Genomic DNA, 15,850 nt, shown 5'->3' with positions numbered 1-15,850 from the left:
TCCGTGCTCTCACGCGGCGCCGTCGCCGCGGGCCTCGTCGCCCGCCCCGCCGTCGTCCGCCTCCGCGGGCACAGCCGCGCCCGCATCATCATGATCCACTGTCGCGCCGGAAGCCACGGAGGCAACACCCGCATCAGCCGTGGCCGCAGCCCAGACATCCAACCTTCGAGGCGTACGGGACTCCCGCGCCACTCGCGCGGCAGTGTCCTCCGTCTCGTCGCCCGCGGCGCCCGCGCGCCGCGCCGCCGCCTGAGCCGCCGCTGCCTCACGCCGTGCCTTGGCCTGGGCTGCCGCCTCGGCCACCCGGCGTTGCGCCTCGGCCGCCGCCCGCAGCGCCGCCGCTCGTCGCTCGGCCAGCTCAGCCGCGTAGTCAGCCGCCGCGCCGGCCGCACTCTCCGTCGTGGCCGCGGCCCACGGATCACCCTGACCCGCCGCGCCGACACGAGCCGCAGAGTCGCCGCCCGCCGGGCCGCCCTGAGCCGCGGGGTCGCTGCCCGCCAGCCCACTCGCGGCCGCGGGGTCGCCGGCATTCGTCGCGGCCGACCAGGCCTCGTCGGCCCGATTGCGGTCGTCGCCCGCGGGCCGGTTCGCCGCGGCCTCGGCTGCCGCGGCCCTGTCTCGGTCGGCTCGGGTCGCCGCCGACCACATCTCGTCCGGGTTGGGCTCGGGCTTCGGCGGCGGTGGGGCCGGGCGCGACCGCTCCCCCAGGATCGCCGAGACCGAGCGCATCAGCCCGGCCACCGAGCCCGCGAGATCACCCGCGCTGCCGGCCAGCCGCGCCGCCGTCTCGGGCTTGGGGTCGCGCATCGCCGCGATCGCCTTGCACACCGGGCACACGCAGCACTCCGGCTCGCCCGTCGCCCACTTCTCGCCGAACGCCTGACCCGTCACGGCCCGCGCCAGCACCGCGGCGACGAGCCGCTCGGCCTCCTCACGCGCTGATCCGGCCATCGAAACCCTCCCCGTCAGCCCGGCAAAGCTTCGACACGGCGCTTGAGCTGCTTCAACGCCGTATCCATGATCATCTTTTCGGCCTTGCGGCGGAACATGCCCAGCATGCCGATCGAGAGCTCGACCTCGAGCGTGTAGGTCACCGTGGTGGACCCGTCGCCGCCCTCGGTGAGGTCGTAGGACCCGCGCTGCGACTTCTGCGTCTTCGACGGCTCGACCAGGTGCCACTCGATGCGCGAGAGGTCGTCGGCATAGGCGTACTCGAGCGTGTAGTCGTCGGCCATCACGCCGGCGTCGATCACGAAACGCACCCGGTAGGCGTAGCCGTCCTCGTATTCCTCGAGGACCTCGACGCGCTTCATCGCCTCGGCCCACTCGGGATAGCTCGGGAAGTCACTGATCACCGCGGCCACGCGGTCGAGCGGCGCCTGGACCTGGATCGACTGCGTCGACGTATCCGCCATGCACGGAGGCTACCTCCCGACTACGACATAAACGCCGCCCGGGCCGGGCGGCACGAGCCAGACCGTCCGGAGGCGGCTACCATCCGTCAGGTGCCGGTGCTAGCCAGTGTCTCCGCGCGCGTCCAACCGCTCGCGGTGGCCGCGCGCATCGTCATGCTCGCGCTGGTCGCGGCGCTCACGCTGATCGCCACGGGCGACGTCGCCCAGCTCGGCTGGATCGCCCTGCTGGCGGTCGCCGCGCTGCCCGCGGTCATCGCTCCCGATCATCCCCTCTTCGCCCCGTTGGGCCGTTTCGCCGAAGTTGTGATCACCGGTCTCGCGGCCGGCTCGATCGCCGTCGCCAGCGATCTGAACAACACATTGGACGCCGGTTTCGGCGCCGAGGCGGTCCTGCCCTACCTGGCGGTCCCGTTGCTGACCGCCGCGCTGCGCCGCCGCCCCACCGAGGGCACCGCGCTGCTCGGCGTCGCGGCCGTGTCGATGGTCGTCGGTGGCACCCTGGTCGGCGAGGTCAGCCCGATCACCCAGCCCGGCTTCCTCGCGGCCAGCGGTCAGTGGCTGGTCCTCGGCGCGATCATCACCTTCGCGGCCGACACGATGCGGCAGTTCATGCAGCCGGCCGAGCCCACCCCCCAGCCGTACGCGGAAGCGACTCGGCTTCTCACCCAGCTGCGCAGCGTGGCTCGTTCGCTGCCCGGCGCCACCCTCGACCCGGGCGGCATCTCGGAGCACCTGCTCGAAGAGCTGCGGCTCGTCAAGCCGTCCGACCGTGCCGCCGTGCTGTCGGCCAGCGGCGGCGGCCGGCTCGTCGTGCTCGCCCAGACCGGCGTCGAGCGCGTCGACTGGGAGGTCACGCTCGACGCCGACTCCGCGATCGCCGACGCCTGGGCCAGCCAGCAGCCGCAGACCGCCAGCCGCTCCCAGGCCCGGTCCAGCCGCCGCGGCGACGTCTCCTCGCTGGTCGTCCCGCTGGTCGCCGGGGTCCGCACGATCGGGCTGGTCATCCTCGAGAGCGATGTCGCCAACGGGTACCCCAAAGAGACCGTCAACGAGGTGACCTGGGTGACCGACGCCGCCGCGCTGCGGCTCGAAGCCGCCCTGCTCTTCGACGACGTGCGCTCGCTGGCCACCAATGAGGAACGTCAGCGCCTCGCCCGCGAGATCCACGACGGGGTCGCGCAAGAGCTGGTGATGGTCGGCTACGGCATCGACAACGCCCAGGCCACCCTGCCCGAGGGCGCCGACGAGACGGCCGAGGAGCTGCGGGCCCTGCGCAGCGAGGTGACCCGAGTGATCACCGAGCTGCGGCTGAGCCTGTTCGAACTGCGTTCCGAGGTGGATCGCAACGGTGGCCTGGCCGCGGCGATCGCCGAATACGCGCGGACGCTGGGCACCTCGGCCGGCCTGCGCGTGCACTTCACCTTTGACGAATCGACGGCCCGGCTGCCCGCCGCGACCGAGGCCGAGCTCTTGCGCATCGCCCAGGAGGCGATCACGAATGCGCGCAAGCACGCCGGAGCCTCTAATCTGTGGGTTACCTGCACCGTCGACCCGCCGTTCGCGGAGATCGAGGTCTCCGACGACGGGCGGGGCTTCGCTGACGACCGCCCGGACGGTCGTTATGGTCTGACCATCATGGCCGAGCGGGCCGAACGGATCCGGGGCCGTTTGAAGATCACGCCGCGACACCCCAGCGGGACAACCGTTGCCGTAGTGCTCGGTTCCAACGCCAGGCGCGATAGCGTGCGAGATAGCGTTTCCGCTCCAGAAGGGGAGTAATCCGAGCATGTCGACCAGTCCGGCGCCGACGACGCGCACCAAGGTTCTCCTTGTTGACGATCATGACTTGATTCGTAAGGGGCTGCGACACGCATTCGAGCGCGACCGTCAGTTCGAGGTCGTCGGTGAGGCGGCCACCGCCGCCGAGGCCGTCCGCCAGGCGGGCGCCCTGCAGCCGGACGTCGTGATCATGGACCTCCGCCTGCCCGACGGCAGCGGCCTCGAGGCCACCAAGGCCCTGCGCAAGAACAACGCCAACATGGGCATCGTGGTCCTCACGATGTACGCGGGCGACGATCAGCTCTTCGGTGCTCTCGAGGCGGGCGCCAGCGCGTTCGTGCCCAAGACCGCCCCGGCCGACGAGGTCGTCGCGGCCGCCCGGCACGCGGCCTCCGCGCCCAGCGCCTTCACCGCGGCCGACCTGGCCGAGGCCATGAAGCGGCGCTTGGCCCCGTCGGGTCCGCAGCTCTCGCCCCGCGAGGGTCAGGTGCTGCGGCTGCTGGCCGACGGCATGAGCGTGGCGGGCATCGCCAAGCAGCTCTTCGTGTCGGAGTCCACGGCCAAGACCCACATCTCGAAGCTCTACGAGAAGCTGGGCGCGGCCAACCGGGCGCAGGCGCTGATGACGGCACTGCGGCTGGGCCTGCTCGAGGCGCCCGACGCCCCGAAGTTCTAGTCCACCCTCCACGACGTCGACGCCCGGGAGCCCCCCACCGGGCGTGTCGTGTTCCCGGGCACCTTCGTGCGCCCGGAAACCGCTCGGCTCGACGAAGCCCGATCGCCGGACGGCGCGGTCGCCCGAATCAAGCGCTCTTCGCGCTGCTCAGACGCTTGATCGCCAGGTAGGCCTCGCAGCCCAGGCACAGGCCGAAGGCCGCGTTGAGAAACGCCGCCAGCAGGCCGAAGGCGGTGAAGACGACGCCGAGCGAGGGCAGGTCGCCGAGGTACCCGACACTCGCGACAGCCAGAAAGCCAAATCCGACCAACTGCGCAAATCGTACGGGTGGGATGGGCTCGGTCTCGGTCGGCGGCCCGAGCCGGGGGCGGACGAGAGCGCGATAGACGTACGCATAGGGGCCGCGCCTCGGGTCGGCCGCGGTGATCGCGAAGACCACCGCCTGGACCAGCGCCAGCCACCCCCACCCGGTCGCCAGCACCACGATGAGCACGATGCTGGTCAGCGTGGCGGCGAACCGCTGCCCGCGGGGATCGAGTTCCATGCCCGTCAGCCTCGCACCTGCCACGGCATCGGCCACCATGACGGGCATCACCGGCGCCGGGGTCAACTTTCCAGGCTGAGAAGCACCTTGAGCAGCAGCGTACGTCTGGCAGGCCGAACTCATCGCTGTCGTAGCCGGCGCCATCATCGGCTACGCGGGCCTGATTTTCTTCGACGTGGCGTGGACGACCGCCATCCAGGACCACGTGCCTCGGCGCATGCTCGGCCGCGTGTCCTCCTGGGACTACCTGACCTCGTTCCTGGCCATGCCGATCGGCAACGTCCTGGCCGGCCCGCTCTCCACCACGTTCGGCACCAGCCGGGTCCTGACCGCCTGCGCCGGAGTCCTCGCCGTGGCGGCGACGTCGCAACTGCTGATCCCCGGCTCCCGCGACCTGACCAGGCGCTTCAACCCCGCCGACGAGGCCCCCGAGCCCCGCCCGCCCGAACTCGCCGAGGTCAACGGCGCCTGATGGGACGGCCGCTCGCCGCGCAACCGTGGCGGGCGGCCGGTCAGAGCACCTCGCCGAGAGCCGCGATCAACTGCGGCTTCCCCGGTACGCCGGTAGCGCGCTTGGCGACCCGTCCCTCACCATCGAGCACGAGCAGCGTCGGCGTACGCCAGATCCCCAGCGCTCGCACCGCGTCGAGGTGGCTCTCGGCATCGACCTCGACGTGCTGAACCCCCGGAACCATCCCCGCCACCTCGGAACTCACCCGCCGAACAGCCCGGCAGGGCGCGCAGAAGGCCGACGAGAACTGCAACAGGGTCGCTTTGGCCTCGCCCACTCCGAGCTCCCGCAGCAGCTCGGCGTCGAGCCGCCCCTCGGCTCCCGGCGCCCCGCCACCCGCCTCGATCACGCCCGGCTCCTCCCGCACGTCCGCGGCCACCACCGGAGCAGCCCCATCGGGCCTCGAAGCTACCCGGCCGGCCGCCGAACCCGAAGTGCTCTCCCCCACGCCGGTCGACCACCCACGGCCGTCAGCCGGCCCCGACTCGCCACCGCCGCCCCGAACTTGACCACGTCCCGGACCGGCATCCCGCAACTGCCCGTCAGCGCGACGCCGCCAAGCCCCGACCGCGACCCCGACGACAAGCACCGCCGCGACCACCCAAAGCCCTACCAAGTCCATAGGACAACTCTGTCACGGCCTGCCCCGGTCCGCGAGAGCCGATCGGAGCGAGCAGCCCATCCCAGGATGGCGTGGATGCGGGTCAGGCATGAGCTGGCCGAGCCACCTCTCACGCGCCGTTCAGCAGGCGGGTCATTCGGGCGGCTTGGGTTTCCCAGCGCCACTCCTGCTCGACCCAGGCCCGCCCCGCGGCGCCCATCGCCTTGGCCTTCGCCTGGTCGGTCAGCAGGTCGGTGAGGCGGACGGCCAGGGCCTCGACATCACGGCCGCCGACGACGTAGCCGGTTTCGCCCTTGCGGACGGCGTCGGGAGCCCCGCCGGAGTCGCCGCCCACGACGGGCAGGCCCGTGGCCGAGGCTTCCAGGTAGACGATGCCCAGGCCCTCGACGTCGAGGCCCGCGGCCCTCGTGCGGCACGGCATGGCATAGACGTCGCCCGCCGCGTAGTGGGCCGGCAGCTCGGCCCACGGCACCGAGCCGGTGAAGACCACGTCTTTCTCGACGTCGTGCTCGCGCGCCAGGCGGGTCAGCGTCTTGCGGTAGGGGCCGCCGCTGACCAGAAGCAACGCCGCGTCGGGCACGCGCCGGCGGATCGTGGGCAGCGCCCGGATCAGCATGTCTTGGCCCTTGCGCGCGACCAAGCGTGAGACACACACGATGACCGGCCGGCCGGTGAGGCCATGGCGGGCGCGCACCTCGCTGCCGTCGACGCCGGGGTGGAATGTGTCGACGTCGACGCCGGGGGCGAGCCTTTCCAACGAGGTCAGGCCGTGCAGCGCCTGGTCGAGGCGGACGCGCTGGTAGTCGCCCAGGTAGGTCACCACGTCGTTGCCCCGGGCGATGCGCCGCAGCAGGCCGCGCGCGCCGGGCAGCGCGGCCCAGCCGATCTCGTGGCCGTGGGTCAGCGCGACTCCGCGGGTGATGCCGGCCCGGCGGCGCAGGCCCTCGGCGAGCAGACCCAGCGGTGCGGCGGCGCCGAACCAGACGCGGTCGCAGTCGTGGGCGCGGGCGATCTCGGCGGCCCGCCGCGCGACCGCGGGCGTCGGGAGCAGCACGCCGGTCTGCTCGCGAACCACCTCGAACGGCTGCTCGGCGTCGAACTCGGACGCGCCGCGCCAGGTGGAGGCATACACGACCACGGAGCCCGCCGGCTGGCGCACGGCCAGGTTGTGCACGAACTGCTGGATGCCCCCGGGGCGAGGCGGGAAGTCGTTGGTGACCAGCAGGGTGCGGCCCATCAGCGCTCACCCCGGGCGAAGGCGCGGGCGGCGGCCATGCGTTCCACCGTGGACGGGTGTGAGGCGAACATGAGGTGCTCCCAGGCGGGTGGGTCGGGGTCGGACAGATTGACGGAGCCGAGGCGGCGCTGCATGGCCTCGAAGGTGACCGGGTCGCCGGTGAGCACGAGGGCGTGCTCGTCGGCGCGGGCCTCGATGCGCCGCGAGACGAACGCCTGGGCCGGCCCCGCGGCCAGTCCCGCGAGGGTGACCAGGGCGATCAGCAGGCCGATGGCGCGGGGCTCGCCGATGCTGTCGACGCCGGCCCGGGCGAGCAGCCACCCCCAGCCGCCGAGCAGGTAGAGCGCGATCACCGCGGCCGCCGTGCCCAGCGCGCCGAGGACCGTGCCGACCAGGACGTCGCCGTCCTTGGCGTGGCCGAGCTCGTGGGCGGCGACCGAGACGACCTCGTCCGGCTCGGCCTCGGTGAGCATGGTGTCGTAGACGACGATGCGCCGCGTGGGGCCGAGCCCCGAGACGTACGCGTTGACGGCTCGGGTGCGCCGCGACGCGTCGGCCACCAGCACGTCTTTGACCGGCACGCCGTCGCGGGCGGCCAGCTCGATCAGCTCGGTGCGCAACGCGCCTTCGGGCATCGGGGTGAACTTGTTGAAGACCGGCTCGACCAGCACCGGCAGCACGAACGAGAGCAGCACGACGAGCCCGGCGGCGCCGGCCGCGGCGAACGCCCACCACCACCGCGGCGCGAAGTGGGTGACCGTGTAGAAGCCGGCCAGCACGAGCCCGCCGATGACGGCGCCGACCGCCCACCCCTTGAGCAGGTCGATCGTCCACGCGCCCCACGACTGGGTCGAGATGCCGTAGCGGACGACGATGGTGTGCCGCCAGGCCGCCAACGGCAGTGAGACGACCTCGGCGACCAGGACGACCGCGAACCCGCCCAGGACCGCCTGGCCCAACCAGTGGCCGCCGAACGGGCGCCCGGCCTGGGTGACGAGCCACGCGCCCAGCGGCGTGAGCCCGATGACCAGCGCGACGATCAGACCGAGGACCATCGACGCGTACGAGCCCGGACGCAGCTCGGCCCGGAACTCACGGGCGCGGGCCACCTGGTCGCGCGGGAACTCGCCGAGGGCGTCGACCTGGTCGGCGCGCGGCGCGGGCGGCCGGTGCCAGGGGACGGTCACGAAGGCCACGACGGCCAGCGCCGCCAGCAGAACCACGAGCGCCGCAGCCGCCCACAGACGAGGCGTCATGCCGAACCACGTGTCCTCATAGCCCCACCTTCACCGCCGGCAACACACCGTGACCGACCATCCTAGAGATGCGCGATCACGCCACGTGACGCCCTCGCGGGAACATCGGCACCACCACGGGCGGCTCGGGCGTCTCGAGCAGCTCGACCTCGAAGCCGGCCGTCTCGAACACCTCGATCGCCCGCAGCTCGCCCGGCGTCAGGTCACCGATGCCGTCCGGCGTGGTCAGCAGGGTTGCGACCAGGCAGCCCCGGCACTCACCGGGATTTCGGTCGCAGCGACCGCAGTCGACGATCATCACTCCTCCTCCCCGGGTGGCGGCGCGACGTCAACGGGGGAAGCACCGTCGCGGACCGACCACCATCGGTGACCAGAACGCTAGGCGCAGGGTGTGACAAAAACCGGAAACCGCAGGTCAGGACCGGGACAGCCGACGAAGCAGGGAGTCTGCCCCCATCGGGTACGCACCGTGGCGGCGTACGCCGTCGGCTACCTCGCGGTCGGAGGAGATGACCACGAGGGGGCGGCCCGCCGGCTCGGCCCGCACGAGCTGACGGATCAGCTCGTCGGCGGTGTCGCCCTTACGCGAGAAGAGCACCCGCACCCCGCGCGGGGCCGGCGGAAGCCCGTGCACCCGCTCGGCGCCGTCGAAGACCACGGTCACCTCGTCGCCGGTCTGGGCCGCGATGCCGCCGAGCCCGGTGATCAGGCGTTTGCGCTGCTGTTCGAGCGACATCTCGGCGAAGCCGCGCTTGGTCACGTTGTAGCCGTCGACGATCAGGTGGGCCCGGGGCAGGGCCAGAAGCTGGTCGAGCCGGCCGGGGTCGTCGGTGTCCTGCGCGCGGGCGCGGGACCGCTCGGGCGAGCCGGGGCGTTCGGCCGACGCGTCGGCGACGAAGTCGGCCGGCATCTTGTCGGTCGGGTTGAGCGCGAGCTCGCGGCGCAGCCCGGAGGCGGCCTGCCCGATCGTCTCGATCAGCAGCCAGAGCCGGGCGTCGTCGGCCGACCGGGCGTCCTTGGCCGCCTGCTTGCCGGTGGCGGCGAGCGCCTCGGCCTCGGCCAGCCGGCTCTTGAGGCGGCGCACCTCGGCGTCGTGGTCGGCCGCGACGCGCGACGCGCGCCCCTTCTCGGTGGCCAGCAGGTCGCTCGCGCGCTTCTGCTGGGCCTGGGCCTCGCGCAGGGCCCGGCCGCTCGCGCGGTGTTCCTCGCGCAACTGGCCGAGCTCCTCGCGGACCCGGGCCAGCTCGTCGCGCAGCTTCTCGGCCTCGACCTTGGCCACGGCGCGGTCGTGCTCGGCGCGGGCGGCGCGCTGGTCGGCCTCGCGCACCTGGTGGGCGACGGCGGCGCTGTCGGCCTCGGCCTGCACGGCCTGGCCGGCCTCCTCGATCAGCTCGCGCCAGCCCTCGGGACGGGCCAGGTAGGCCAGCGCGGCGACCTCGACCGGGTCGGCGGCGGCCGGGGCCACGCCGGAGGCGACGGCCGCGCCCAGGTCACCGGCGTCGGTCACGCAGCGGCCGCTGATGCGCTGGCGGAACAGCGGGTCGGCGGCGAGCTGAGCGGCGATCTCGCGGCCGCCGAGCCGCGCGCGGCGGTTGGGCGCGAACCGGGCGACCTTGCGCATCTGGGGCGGGACCTCGTCGGCCGGCAGGCTCGGCAGGGCGGCCGCGGCCATGGTCGTGATCCGTTGCCGGACCGGCTCGGGCAGCACCGGTTCCGGGGCAAACTCCGCATCCGGGACAGACGCCTCCTGATCAGGGCGGTCGCCGGAAGGCTGGAGCTCGGACATCTGCCTATTCTCCCACCGTGCACCGGAGAAAAGCTTGTCGAAGCAAGTGATCTTTTCCGGACCGGCTTCGTTATTGTCGTACCCCCGCTCTAATCTCCCCGCCGTGGCACAACCGGCATATGTCCAGGGCACTCTGGACACGCTTCTGAGCGCCGACGGGTCGGTCGACCCGGCGGCGCTCTCGCTCAGCGACACCACTTTCGTGGTGCTCGACCTCGAGACGACCGGCGGCGCGGCCGACGGCGCCGGCATCACCGAGATCGGCGCGGTCAAGGTCCGCGGCGGGGAGGAGCTCGGCAAATTCCAGACCCTGGTCAACCCGGGTGAGCGGCTGCCGCCGTTCATCACCGTCCTGACCGGCATCACCGAGGCCATGCTGGCCCCGGCCCCGCCGATCGAGGCGGTGCTGCCCAGCCTGCTCGAGTTCCTGCGCGGCTCGGTCCTGGTGGCCCACAACGCGCCCTACGACGTCGGCTTCCTCAAGGCCGCCTGCGCCCGCCACGGCTACCCCTGGCCCCAGCCCCGGGTGCTCGACACGGCCGCCGTCGCCCGCCGCGCGCTCACCCGCGACGAGGTGCCCAACCGCAAGCTGGGCACGCTGGCCCAGTTCTTCCGCTCGCCCGTGCAGCCCAACCACCGCGCGCTCGACGACGCCCGGGCGACGGTCGACGTGCTGCACGGGCTGATCGAGCGGCTCGGCAGCTACCGCGTGCACACCCTCGGCGACGCGATCGAGTTCGCCAAGGCGGTCACCCCCACCCAGCGCCGCCAGCGTCACCTGGCCGACGGCCTGCCCCACGTCCCCGGGGTCTACGTCTTCCGCGCCGCCGACGACCGCCCGCTCTACGTGGGCACGTCGAAAGACATCGCCACCCGCGTCCGCAGCTATTTCACGGCCAGCGAGAAACGCGCGCGCATCTCCGAGATGCTCGGCGCCGCCACCCGGGTCGAAGCGGTCGAGTGTGCCCACTCGCTCGAGGCCGAGGTGCGTGAGCTGCGGCTGATCGCGGCCCACTCCCCGCCCTACAACCGCCGGTCCAAATATCCCGACCGGGTCGTCTGGCTCAAACTCACCGCCGAGGCCTACCCTCGGTTGTCGGTGGTCCGCGCGCTGGCCGACGACGACGCGGCCTATCTCGGCCCGTTCTCGTCGCGCAAGACGGCCGAGCTGGCCGCCGCCGGGGTCTACGACGCCGTCCCCCTGCGCCAGTGCAGCCACAAGCTCTCGGTGCGCACCCCCACCCCCGCCTGCGCCCTCGCCGAGCTGGGCCGCTGCTCCGCCCCGTGCGAGCACAAGATCACCCCCGAGGCGTACGAGGTGACGGCCGCGCTGCCGTTCCGCACCGCCATCCACGGTGACCCCGAGCAGGTCGTCCACGCCCTGATGGAACGCATCGAGGCCCTGTCCGACAAGCAGCGCTACGAGGAGGCGGCAGTGCTGCGCTCCCGGCTGATCGCTCTGCTGCGAGCCACCGTACGCATGCAGCGGTTGTCTGCTTTGACCAGACTGGCGGAGATCGTCGCCGCGCGCCGGGACGGGAACGGCGGCTGGGAGATCTGCGTCGTCCGGCACGGAAGGCTGGCCGGCGCGGCCACCTCCCCGCCCCGCGAGCACCCCCGCCCGACGCTCGACGCGGTCCGCCTGACCGCCGAGACGGTCCTACCCGGACGGGGCCCGATCCCGGCCGCGTCGGCCGAGGAGACCGAGCGGATCCTCGCCTGGCTCGAGCGGCCCGACACCCGGCTGGTGGAAACTTCTGGCGACTGGGTGTCACCGGTTCGTGGCGCCGCGCGTTTCACCACCCTGCTCAACAGGGCAGAAGCGGCAGCATCGGGCAAAGACTCGGCCGTTCGCTCATCGGTAACTGACCGTTCGGATGACGCTCGCTCGCTTAGGCTGTAAGGCAAGTGGAATCCCACGCCTGGTTCGCGGGGCTTCACGACGATTTGGTCATCGGCTCCCGCGGTCCCCCGCGCGAGAACCGGTGGCCCTGCGGTTAGGGGGTGTCCAGTGGACGTCGACGCCGGCCACGGCGCCGCCCTTGGACGTGCCCTGCCAAGTCCCCAGCGCGACCAGTCGATCACTCAGCGTCTCCGCTCGTTCCTGAGCTTTCCCGGCAACGACGACGATCCCTTGACGTCGCTGACCCGGGCCCACCGCAACGTGCACCCGTCGGCCGACGCCGGCGTCCTGCGGCGCGGCTACGCGATCGCCGAGAACATGCACCGGGGCCAGATGCGCAAGTCCGGCGAGCCCTACATCACCCATCCGCTTGCCGTCGCCCAGATCTGCGCCGACCTCGGCATGGATACGACCACTCTGGTCGCCGCCCTGCTGCACGACACGGTGGAGGACACGAGCTACACGCTTGAGGCGCTGCACGGCGACTTCGGCCCCGAGGTGACCCACCTGGTCGACGGCGTGACCAAGTTCGACAAGGCGTTCTACGGCAAGGCGGCCGAGGCCGAGACGATCCGCAAGATGATCGTGGCGGCCGGCAAGGACGTGCGCGTCCTCGTGATCAAGCTGGCCGACCGGCTGCACAACATGCGTACGCTCGACGCCCGCTCGCCCGCGAGCCGCGCCCGCATCGCCACCGCCACCCTCGACGTGCTCGTCCCGCTCTGCGACCGGCTCGGCATCCAGGCCCTCAAGCGCGACCTCGACGACGTGGTGCTCTTCCACCTCGAGCCCGACTCGTTCGCGCGCATCGACGAGCACGTGAAGAACCGCCCCGGCTGGGACGACTACCTCGGCGAGGTCAGCGGCAAGGCCCGCGCGGCCCTGCGCCGCCAGCGCGTGACCGCCGAGGTGACCCCACGCCCGCGGCACTACTACTCGATCTGGAAGGACACGGTCGCCGGCGGCCACACCGTCCCGTTCGACCTGCCCCGCATCGCCGTGATCGTCGACGGCCCCGAGACCGACTGTTACGCCGCGCTCGGCGCCATCCACGGCCAGTGGCGCCCGGTCGCCGGCCGCTTCAAAGACTTCATCGCCTCCCCCAAGAACAACCTCTACCGCTCGCTGCACACCACCGTGACCGGCCCCGACGGCCGCCTCGTCGAGGTCCTGATCCGGACGAGGGCGATGCACCGCTACTCGGAGTACGGCGTCGCCACGACCTACCGATACCCGAAGTACGCGGAAACCGCCGAGGCGTCGGGCTCCGACCAGCTCACCTGGCTCAAGCGGGTGCTCGACTGGCAGCAGGACACCACCGACGCCGCCCAGTTCCTCGCCTCGCTGCGCTGCGACCTCGCCGAGGCTCAGATCACGGTCTTCGCCCACGGCCACGCGATCGAGCTGCCCGGCGGCTCCACCCCCGTCGACCTGGCCTACGAGCTGAGCTCCCAGACCGGCGACCAGTGTCTCGCGGCGACGATCAACGGCCGCCTCGCCCCGCTCAGCTCCCAGCTCCGCGACGGCGACGTGGTCGAGATCTTCGCCGAGACCGACGGCCACGTGGAGGTGGAGCCGAACGCTCCTCGCGGCCCGCGCCGCGAGTGGCTCGGCTTCGTCAAATCGAGCCAGGCCCAGATGCAGATCAACCGCTATTTCGACGAGCAGAACGAACCCGGCATCAGCATCGCCGACAAGGTACGCCTGGGCCGCGCGACGATCGGCCTGACACTCCGCAAACACGACCGGGGCCTGGCCAGCGAGGTGCCCCTGCGCCGCCTGGCCGAAGAGCTCGGCTATCCCGACCTCGAAACCATGCTGGTCGCCGTCTGCGAGCGCAACCTCGAGCCCGACACCGTGGTCGAGCAGCTCATCGCCCTGGTCGACCACCCCGACTGACCGGCGTCCCCCGCCCCAGTAGCCTTACGTACGTGAATCTGACTCGGCGCGTGCGGGCGTACGCATATCAGACGTTCTACCGCATGCCGAGTCCTCTGCGCCGCGCCGCCGTGCGCCTGGTCGCCCCGAAATACCTGGTCGGCGCCGTCGCCCTGATCCGCGACACCGAGTCCGACCGGCTCCTGCTGCTGCGTCAGCCCAGCAAGAAGGGCTGGAGCCTCCCCGCCGGCCTCTTGAAGCGCCACGAGGCCCCCCACGTCGGCGCCGCCCGCGAACTCTTCGAGGAGACCGGCGTCCGCGTGGCCCCCGAGGCTCTGACGCCCGGCACCCCCAACGCGATCATCCACACCGTCGGCGTGGTCGACACCGTCTGGTTCGGCATGGTCAACGCCTCCGACACAGAACTGCACATCGACGGCGGCGAGATCGTGGCGGCCGACTGGTTCTCCCTGTCCGACCTGCCCCGCCTGACCTCGAACACGACCCACCTGCTGAAGCACTACGACCTGACCCAGTGGCCGGGCCACCCGTGACCACCCCCGAGGTCGCCGGCATCATCCTGGCCGCCGGCGAGGGCCAGCGCCTGCGCCCCCTGACGTCGCTGGTCCCCAAGGCCCTGTGCCCGGTCGGCAACGTCGCCCTCCTGGACCATGCCCTGGCCCGCTTGACCGGCCTGGGCCTGACCGACGTGGCCGTGAACGCCGCCTACCTGTCCAACCAGGTGGTACGGCACGTTGGCGACCGCGCCCACCTCTCGGTCGAGCCCGACGGCCCGGTCGGCACCTCCGGCGGCGTAGGCCGTCTCAAGCACTGGATCGACGGCCGTGGCGCCCTGGTCGGCAACGCCGACGCCTACCTGTCCGACCCGGCTCGCGACCCCGGCAAGGACGTAGCCGCCCTCCTGGACGGCTGGTCCGGCGACACCGTCCGCATGCTCACCAAGCCCAACCTCCCCGGCGCCACCGGCGGCTTCAGCGGCCGCCGCTTCACCGGCTTCTCACTCCTGCCTTGGCGCTACGTCCGCGACCTCGCCGAAACCCCCAGCGACCTGGTACGCACGGTCTGGCGCCCCGCCGAGGCCGAGCACGCCCTGGAGCTCATCAACTACGACGGCATCTACATAGACACCGGCACCCCCACCGACTACCTACGAGCCAACCTGCACGCCGCGCACGGCGGTTCCCTGGTAGACCCCTCCGCCGTGGTCACCGGCTCCGTCACGTCCTCGGTAGTGGGCCCCGCCGCCGCCGTACACGGTTCCGTCCTCCGCAGCGTCGTCTGGCCCTCTGCCACGGTGTCCACTTCCGAGTCCTTGAGTGATGCCATCCGCGGCCCCCACGGTTTGACGGTCCAGGTCCGCTAAACCCTGGCGCCCCAGCCCCCGGCCCGAACGCTCGGAGATCCAGCCACTTTGTCAGGCAGCCGCTTGGGAATACGCCCCATCAAACCGCGCCGCCCGGCTGTCCGAGCGCCACAACCAACGATCCCGCCCGAGAACATTTCTTTACCCGAGCACTACCCCACCTTGTCTCATCCCCCACTGGCCGCGACCCTTTACCCAAGGGCTCTGAGCTCTCCCCTTTGAAGGGCGCGAAGCGTCCGGCCCGAACCGGCACGGTGCGGCTGCTTGACCACCGCCAAGCTCCGCCCGGGTGACATGCCGACAGGCAAGACCACAGCGCGGAAGCCGATCTACGTCCCGCAAGGGGATCATTCAGGCCAAGATGCAATCAGAGCCGGGGCTGACCCATTCCCTGGCCGTCACCGACCACCACGCAAGGCTGAGGCCGGGGTGGTAGTTCATGGCAATAGGATGCTTTTTATTTTGCCATGAACTGCCACCCCGGCCTCAGCCGTCAAAGCGCAAGAAAGCCAAAGGGCATCAATCAGCGTCCGGCAACCCAATAGCAAACGCATCCTCAAGGTCATGCTTGGAATAAGCCCGGAACGCGATATGAGACTCGGTATTAACGACCCCAGGAGTCTTAGAAATCTTCCCAGCGATAACTTCAGCGATGTCATCGAACCGGGACACCCGAACGATAGCGATCAGGTCGACGTTCCCGGCCACAGAGTAGACCTCGCTGACCCCGTCAAGAGCGGCCAGTGCTTCTGCCACCTCGGGGATCGAGTCGGTGGCGCAGTCGATGTGCACGATCGCGGTGTTCACTCGCGGGCTCCTCGGCTATGAGGGCGGGATGGTCGCGACCATGCTATCCGCC

Annotated in this window: 16 protein-coding genes; 7 read left to right on the top strand and 9 right to left on the bottom strand. The window is 71.6% G+C overall.

All coding sequences use genetic code 11. The features are described from left to right. Positions 1 to 9 precede the first annotated feature (9 nt). The gene (locus tag EER30_RS16085) at positions 10 to 951 is read right to left on the bottom strand and encodes a hypothetical protein (RefSeq protein ID WP_127501263.1); all 942 of its coding nucleotides are present in this window, start codon (positions 949 to 951) and stop codon (positions 10 to 12) included. 14 nt (positions 952 to 965) lie between these two features. Then, positions 966 to 1,415 (bottom strand): SRPBCC family protein, encoded by a 450-nt coding sequence (locus tag EER30_RS16080; protein WP_127501262.1) that lies wholly within the window; start codon positions 1,413 to 1,415, stop codon positions 966 to 968. A 90-nt stretch (positions 1,416 to 1,505) separates the two neighbouring features. Here EER30_RS16080 and EER30_RS16075 point away from each other — a divergent pair, with 90 nt between their 5' ends. Both EER30_RS16075 and EER30_RS16070 read left to right on the top strand, forming a co-directional pair. Then, a complete protein-coding gene (locus EER30_RS16075; RefSeq protein WP_432417545.1) occupies positions 1,506 to 3,194 on the top strand; it encodes a GAF domain-containing sensor histidine kinase in 1,689 nt (562 codons plus the stop codon). A 7-nt stretch (positions 3,195 to 3,201) separates the two neighbouring features. Next, entirely contained in the window at positions 3,202 to 3,870 is a 669-nt protein-coding gene (locus EER30_RS16070; RefSeq protein WP_020512124.1) for a response regulator transcription factor, read from the top strand. Positions 3,871 to 3,997: 127 nt separating this feature from the next. Here the strand turns inward: EER30_RS16070 and EER30_RS16065 are convergent, their stop codons facing one another. Beyond that, positions 3,998 to 4,414: a DUF4395 domain-containing protein gene (locus EER30_RS16065; RefSeq protein ID WP_127501261.1), complete on the bottom strand. Its 417-nt coding sequence runs from the start codon at positions 4,412 to 4,414 to the stop codon at positions 3,998 to 4,000. Between the two features lie 175 nt (positions 4,415 to 4,589). Here EER30_RS16065 and EER30_RS16060 point away from each other — a divergent pair, with 175 nt between their 5' ends. After that, a complete protein-coding gene (locus EER30_RS16060) occupies positions 4,590 to 4,886 on the top strand; it encodes a hypothetical protein (RefSeq protein ID WP_240670051.1) in 297 nt (98 codons plus the stop codon). A 40-nt stretch (positions 4,887 to 4,926) separates the two neighbouring features. Here EER30_RS16060 and EER30_RS48690 read toward each other — a convergent pair whose 3' ends face one another. The 5 genes from EER30_RS48690 to EER30_RS16035 all read right to left on the bottom strand — a co-directional run bounded on the left by EER30_RS48690 (position 4,927) and on the right by EER30_RS16035 (position 9,826). Then, positions 4,927 to 5,307, bottom strand: a complete 381-nt coding sequence (locus EER30_RS48690; RefSeq protein WP_240670050.1) for a TlpA family protein disulfide reductase — start codon at positions 5,305 to 5,307, stop codon at positions 4,927 to 4,929. Positions 5,308 to 5,656: 349 nt separating this feature from the next. Next, positions 5,657 to 6,784, bottom strand: coding sequence for a glycosyltransferase family 4 protein (locus tag EER30_RS16050; protein WP_127501259.1), 1,128 nt, complete (start codon positions 6,782 to 6,784; stop codon positions 5,657 to 5,659). Further along, entirely contained in the window at positions 6,784 to 8,040 is a 1,257-nt protein-coding gene (locus EER30_RS16045; protein WP_127501258.1) for a M48 family metallopeptidase, read from the bottom strand. Before EER30_RS16045 ends, EER30_RS16050 begins: the two co-directional genes overlap by 1 nt. A gap of 76 nt (positions 8,041 to 8,116) precedes the next feature. Further along, a complete protein-coding gene (locus tag EER30_RS16040) occupies positions 8,117 to 8,338 on the bottom strand; it encodes a hypothetical protein (protein ID WP_127501257.1) in 222 nt (73 codons plus the stop codon). Positions 8,339 to 8,455: 117 nt separating this feature from the next. Further along, the gene (locus EER30_RS16035) at positions 8,456 to 9,826 is read right to left on the bottom strand and encodes an NYN domain-containing protein (protein WP_127501256.1); all 1,371 of its coding nucleotides are present in this window, start codon (positions 9,824 to 9,826) and stop codon (positions 8,456 to 8,458) included. A 103-nt stretch (positions 9,827 to 9,929) separates the two neighbouring features. Here EER30_RS16035 and EER30_RS16030 point away from each other — a divergent pair, with 103 nt between their 5' ends. From EER30_RS16030 to EER30_RS16015, 4 genes are all read left to right on the top strand, one after another. Next, the gene (locus EER30_RS16030; RefSeq protein ID WP_127501255.1) at positions 9,930 to 11,729 is read left to right on the top strand and encodes a DEDD exonuclease domain-containing protein; all 1,800 of its coding nucleotides are present in this window, start codon (positions 9,930 to 9,932) and stop codon (positions 11,727 to 11,729) included. 108 nt (positions 11,730 to 11,837) lie between these two features. Next, positions 11,838 to 13,628 (top strand): RelA/SpoT family protein, encoded by a 1,791-nt coding sequence (locus EER30_RS16025; protein WP_127501254.1) that lies wholly within the window; start codon positions 11,838 to 11,840, stop codon positions 13,626 to 13,628. A gap of 83 nt (positions 13,629 to 13,711) precedes the next feature. Continuing rightward, on the top strand, positions 13,712 to 14,161 hold the full coding sequence (locus EER30_RS16020) for an NUDIX hydrolase (RefSeq protein WP_127501553.1): 450 nt from the start codon (positions 13,712 to 13,714) through the stop codon (positions 14,159 to 14,161). Further along, positions 14,158 to 14,991, top strand: a complete 834-nt coding sequence (locus EER30_RS16015; RefSeq protein ID WP_127501253.1) for a nucleotidyltransferase family protein — start codon at positions 14,158 to 14,160, stop codon at positions 14,989 to 14,991. The genes EER30_RS16020 and EER30_RS16015 overlap by 4 nt, the downstream gene beginning before the upstream one ends. 519 nt (positions 14,992 to 15,510) lie before the next feature. On the opposite strand, the gene EER30_RS16010 is transcribed toward EER30_RS16015, so the two are convergent. Further along, positions 15,511 to 15,798, bottom strand: a complete 288-nt coding sequence (locus EER30_RS16010) for an Lrp/AsnC family transcriptional regulator (protein WP_127501252.1) — start codon at positions 15,796 to 15,798, stop codon at positions 15,511 to 15,513. Positions 15,799 to 15,850: the final 52 nt, after the last annotated feature.

Source organism: Actinoplanes solisilvae (assembly GCF_003999975.1).
Taxonomy (GTDB): domain Bacteria; phylum Actinomycetota; class Actinomycetes; order Mycobacteriales; family Micromonosporaceae; genus Actinoplanes; species Actinoplanes solisilvae.
Note: the sequence above shows the minus strand (reverse complement) of the source record. Positions and strands in the feature narration are given on the sequence as shown.

What these genes read in the sequence shown, in the direction of transcription:
- EER30_RS16085 (WP_127501263.1), bottom strand. Translation starts at nt 951, where the DNA reads ATGGCCGGATCAGCGCGTGAGGAGGCCGAGCGGCTCGTCGCCGCGGTG.
- EER30_RS16080 (WP_127501262.1), bottom strand. Translation starts at nt 1,415, where the DNA reads ATGGCGGATACGTCGACGCAGTCGATCCAGGTCCAGGCGCCGCTCGAC.
- EER30_RS16070 (WP_020512124.1), top strand. Translation starts at nt 3,202, where the DNA reads ATGTCGACCAGTCCGGCGCCGACGACGCGCACCAAGGTTCTCCTTGTT.
- EER30_RS16065 (WP_127501261.1), bottom strand. Translation starts at nt 4,414, where the DNA reads ATGGAACTCGATCCCCGCGGGCAGCGGTTCGCCGCCACGCTGACCAGC.
- EER30_RS16050 (WP_127501259.1), bottom strand. Translation starts at nt 6,784, where the DNA reads ATGGGCCGCACCCTGCTGGTCACCAACGACTTCCCGCCTCGCCCCGGG.
- EER30_RS16045 (WP_127501258.1), bottom strand. Translation starts at nt 8,040, where the DNA reads ATGACGCCTCGTCTGTGGGCGGCTGCGGCGCTCGTGGTTCTGCTGGCG.
- EER30_RS16040 (WP_127501257.1), bottom strand. Translation starts at nt 8,338, where the DNA reads ATGATCGTCGACTGCGGTCGCTGCGACCGAAATCCCGGTGAGTGCCGG.
- EER30_RS16035 (WP_127501256.1), bottom strand. Translation starts at nt 9,826, where the DNA reads ATGTCCGAGCTCCAGCCTTCCGGCGACCGCCCTGATCAGGAGGCGTCT.
- EER30_RS16020 (WP_127501553.1), top strand. Translation starts at nt 13,712, where the DNA reads ATGCCGAGTCCTCTGCGCCGCGCCGCCGTGCGCCTGGTCGCCCCGAAA.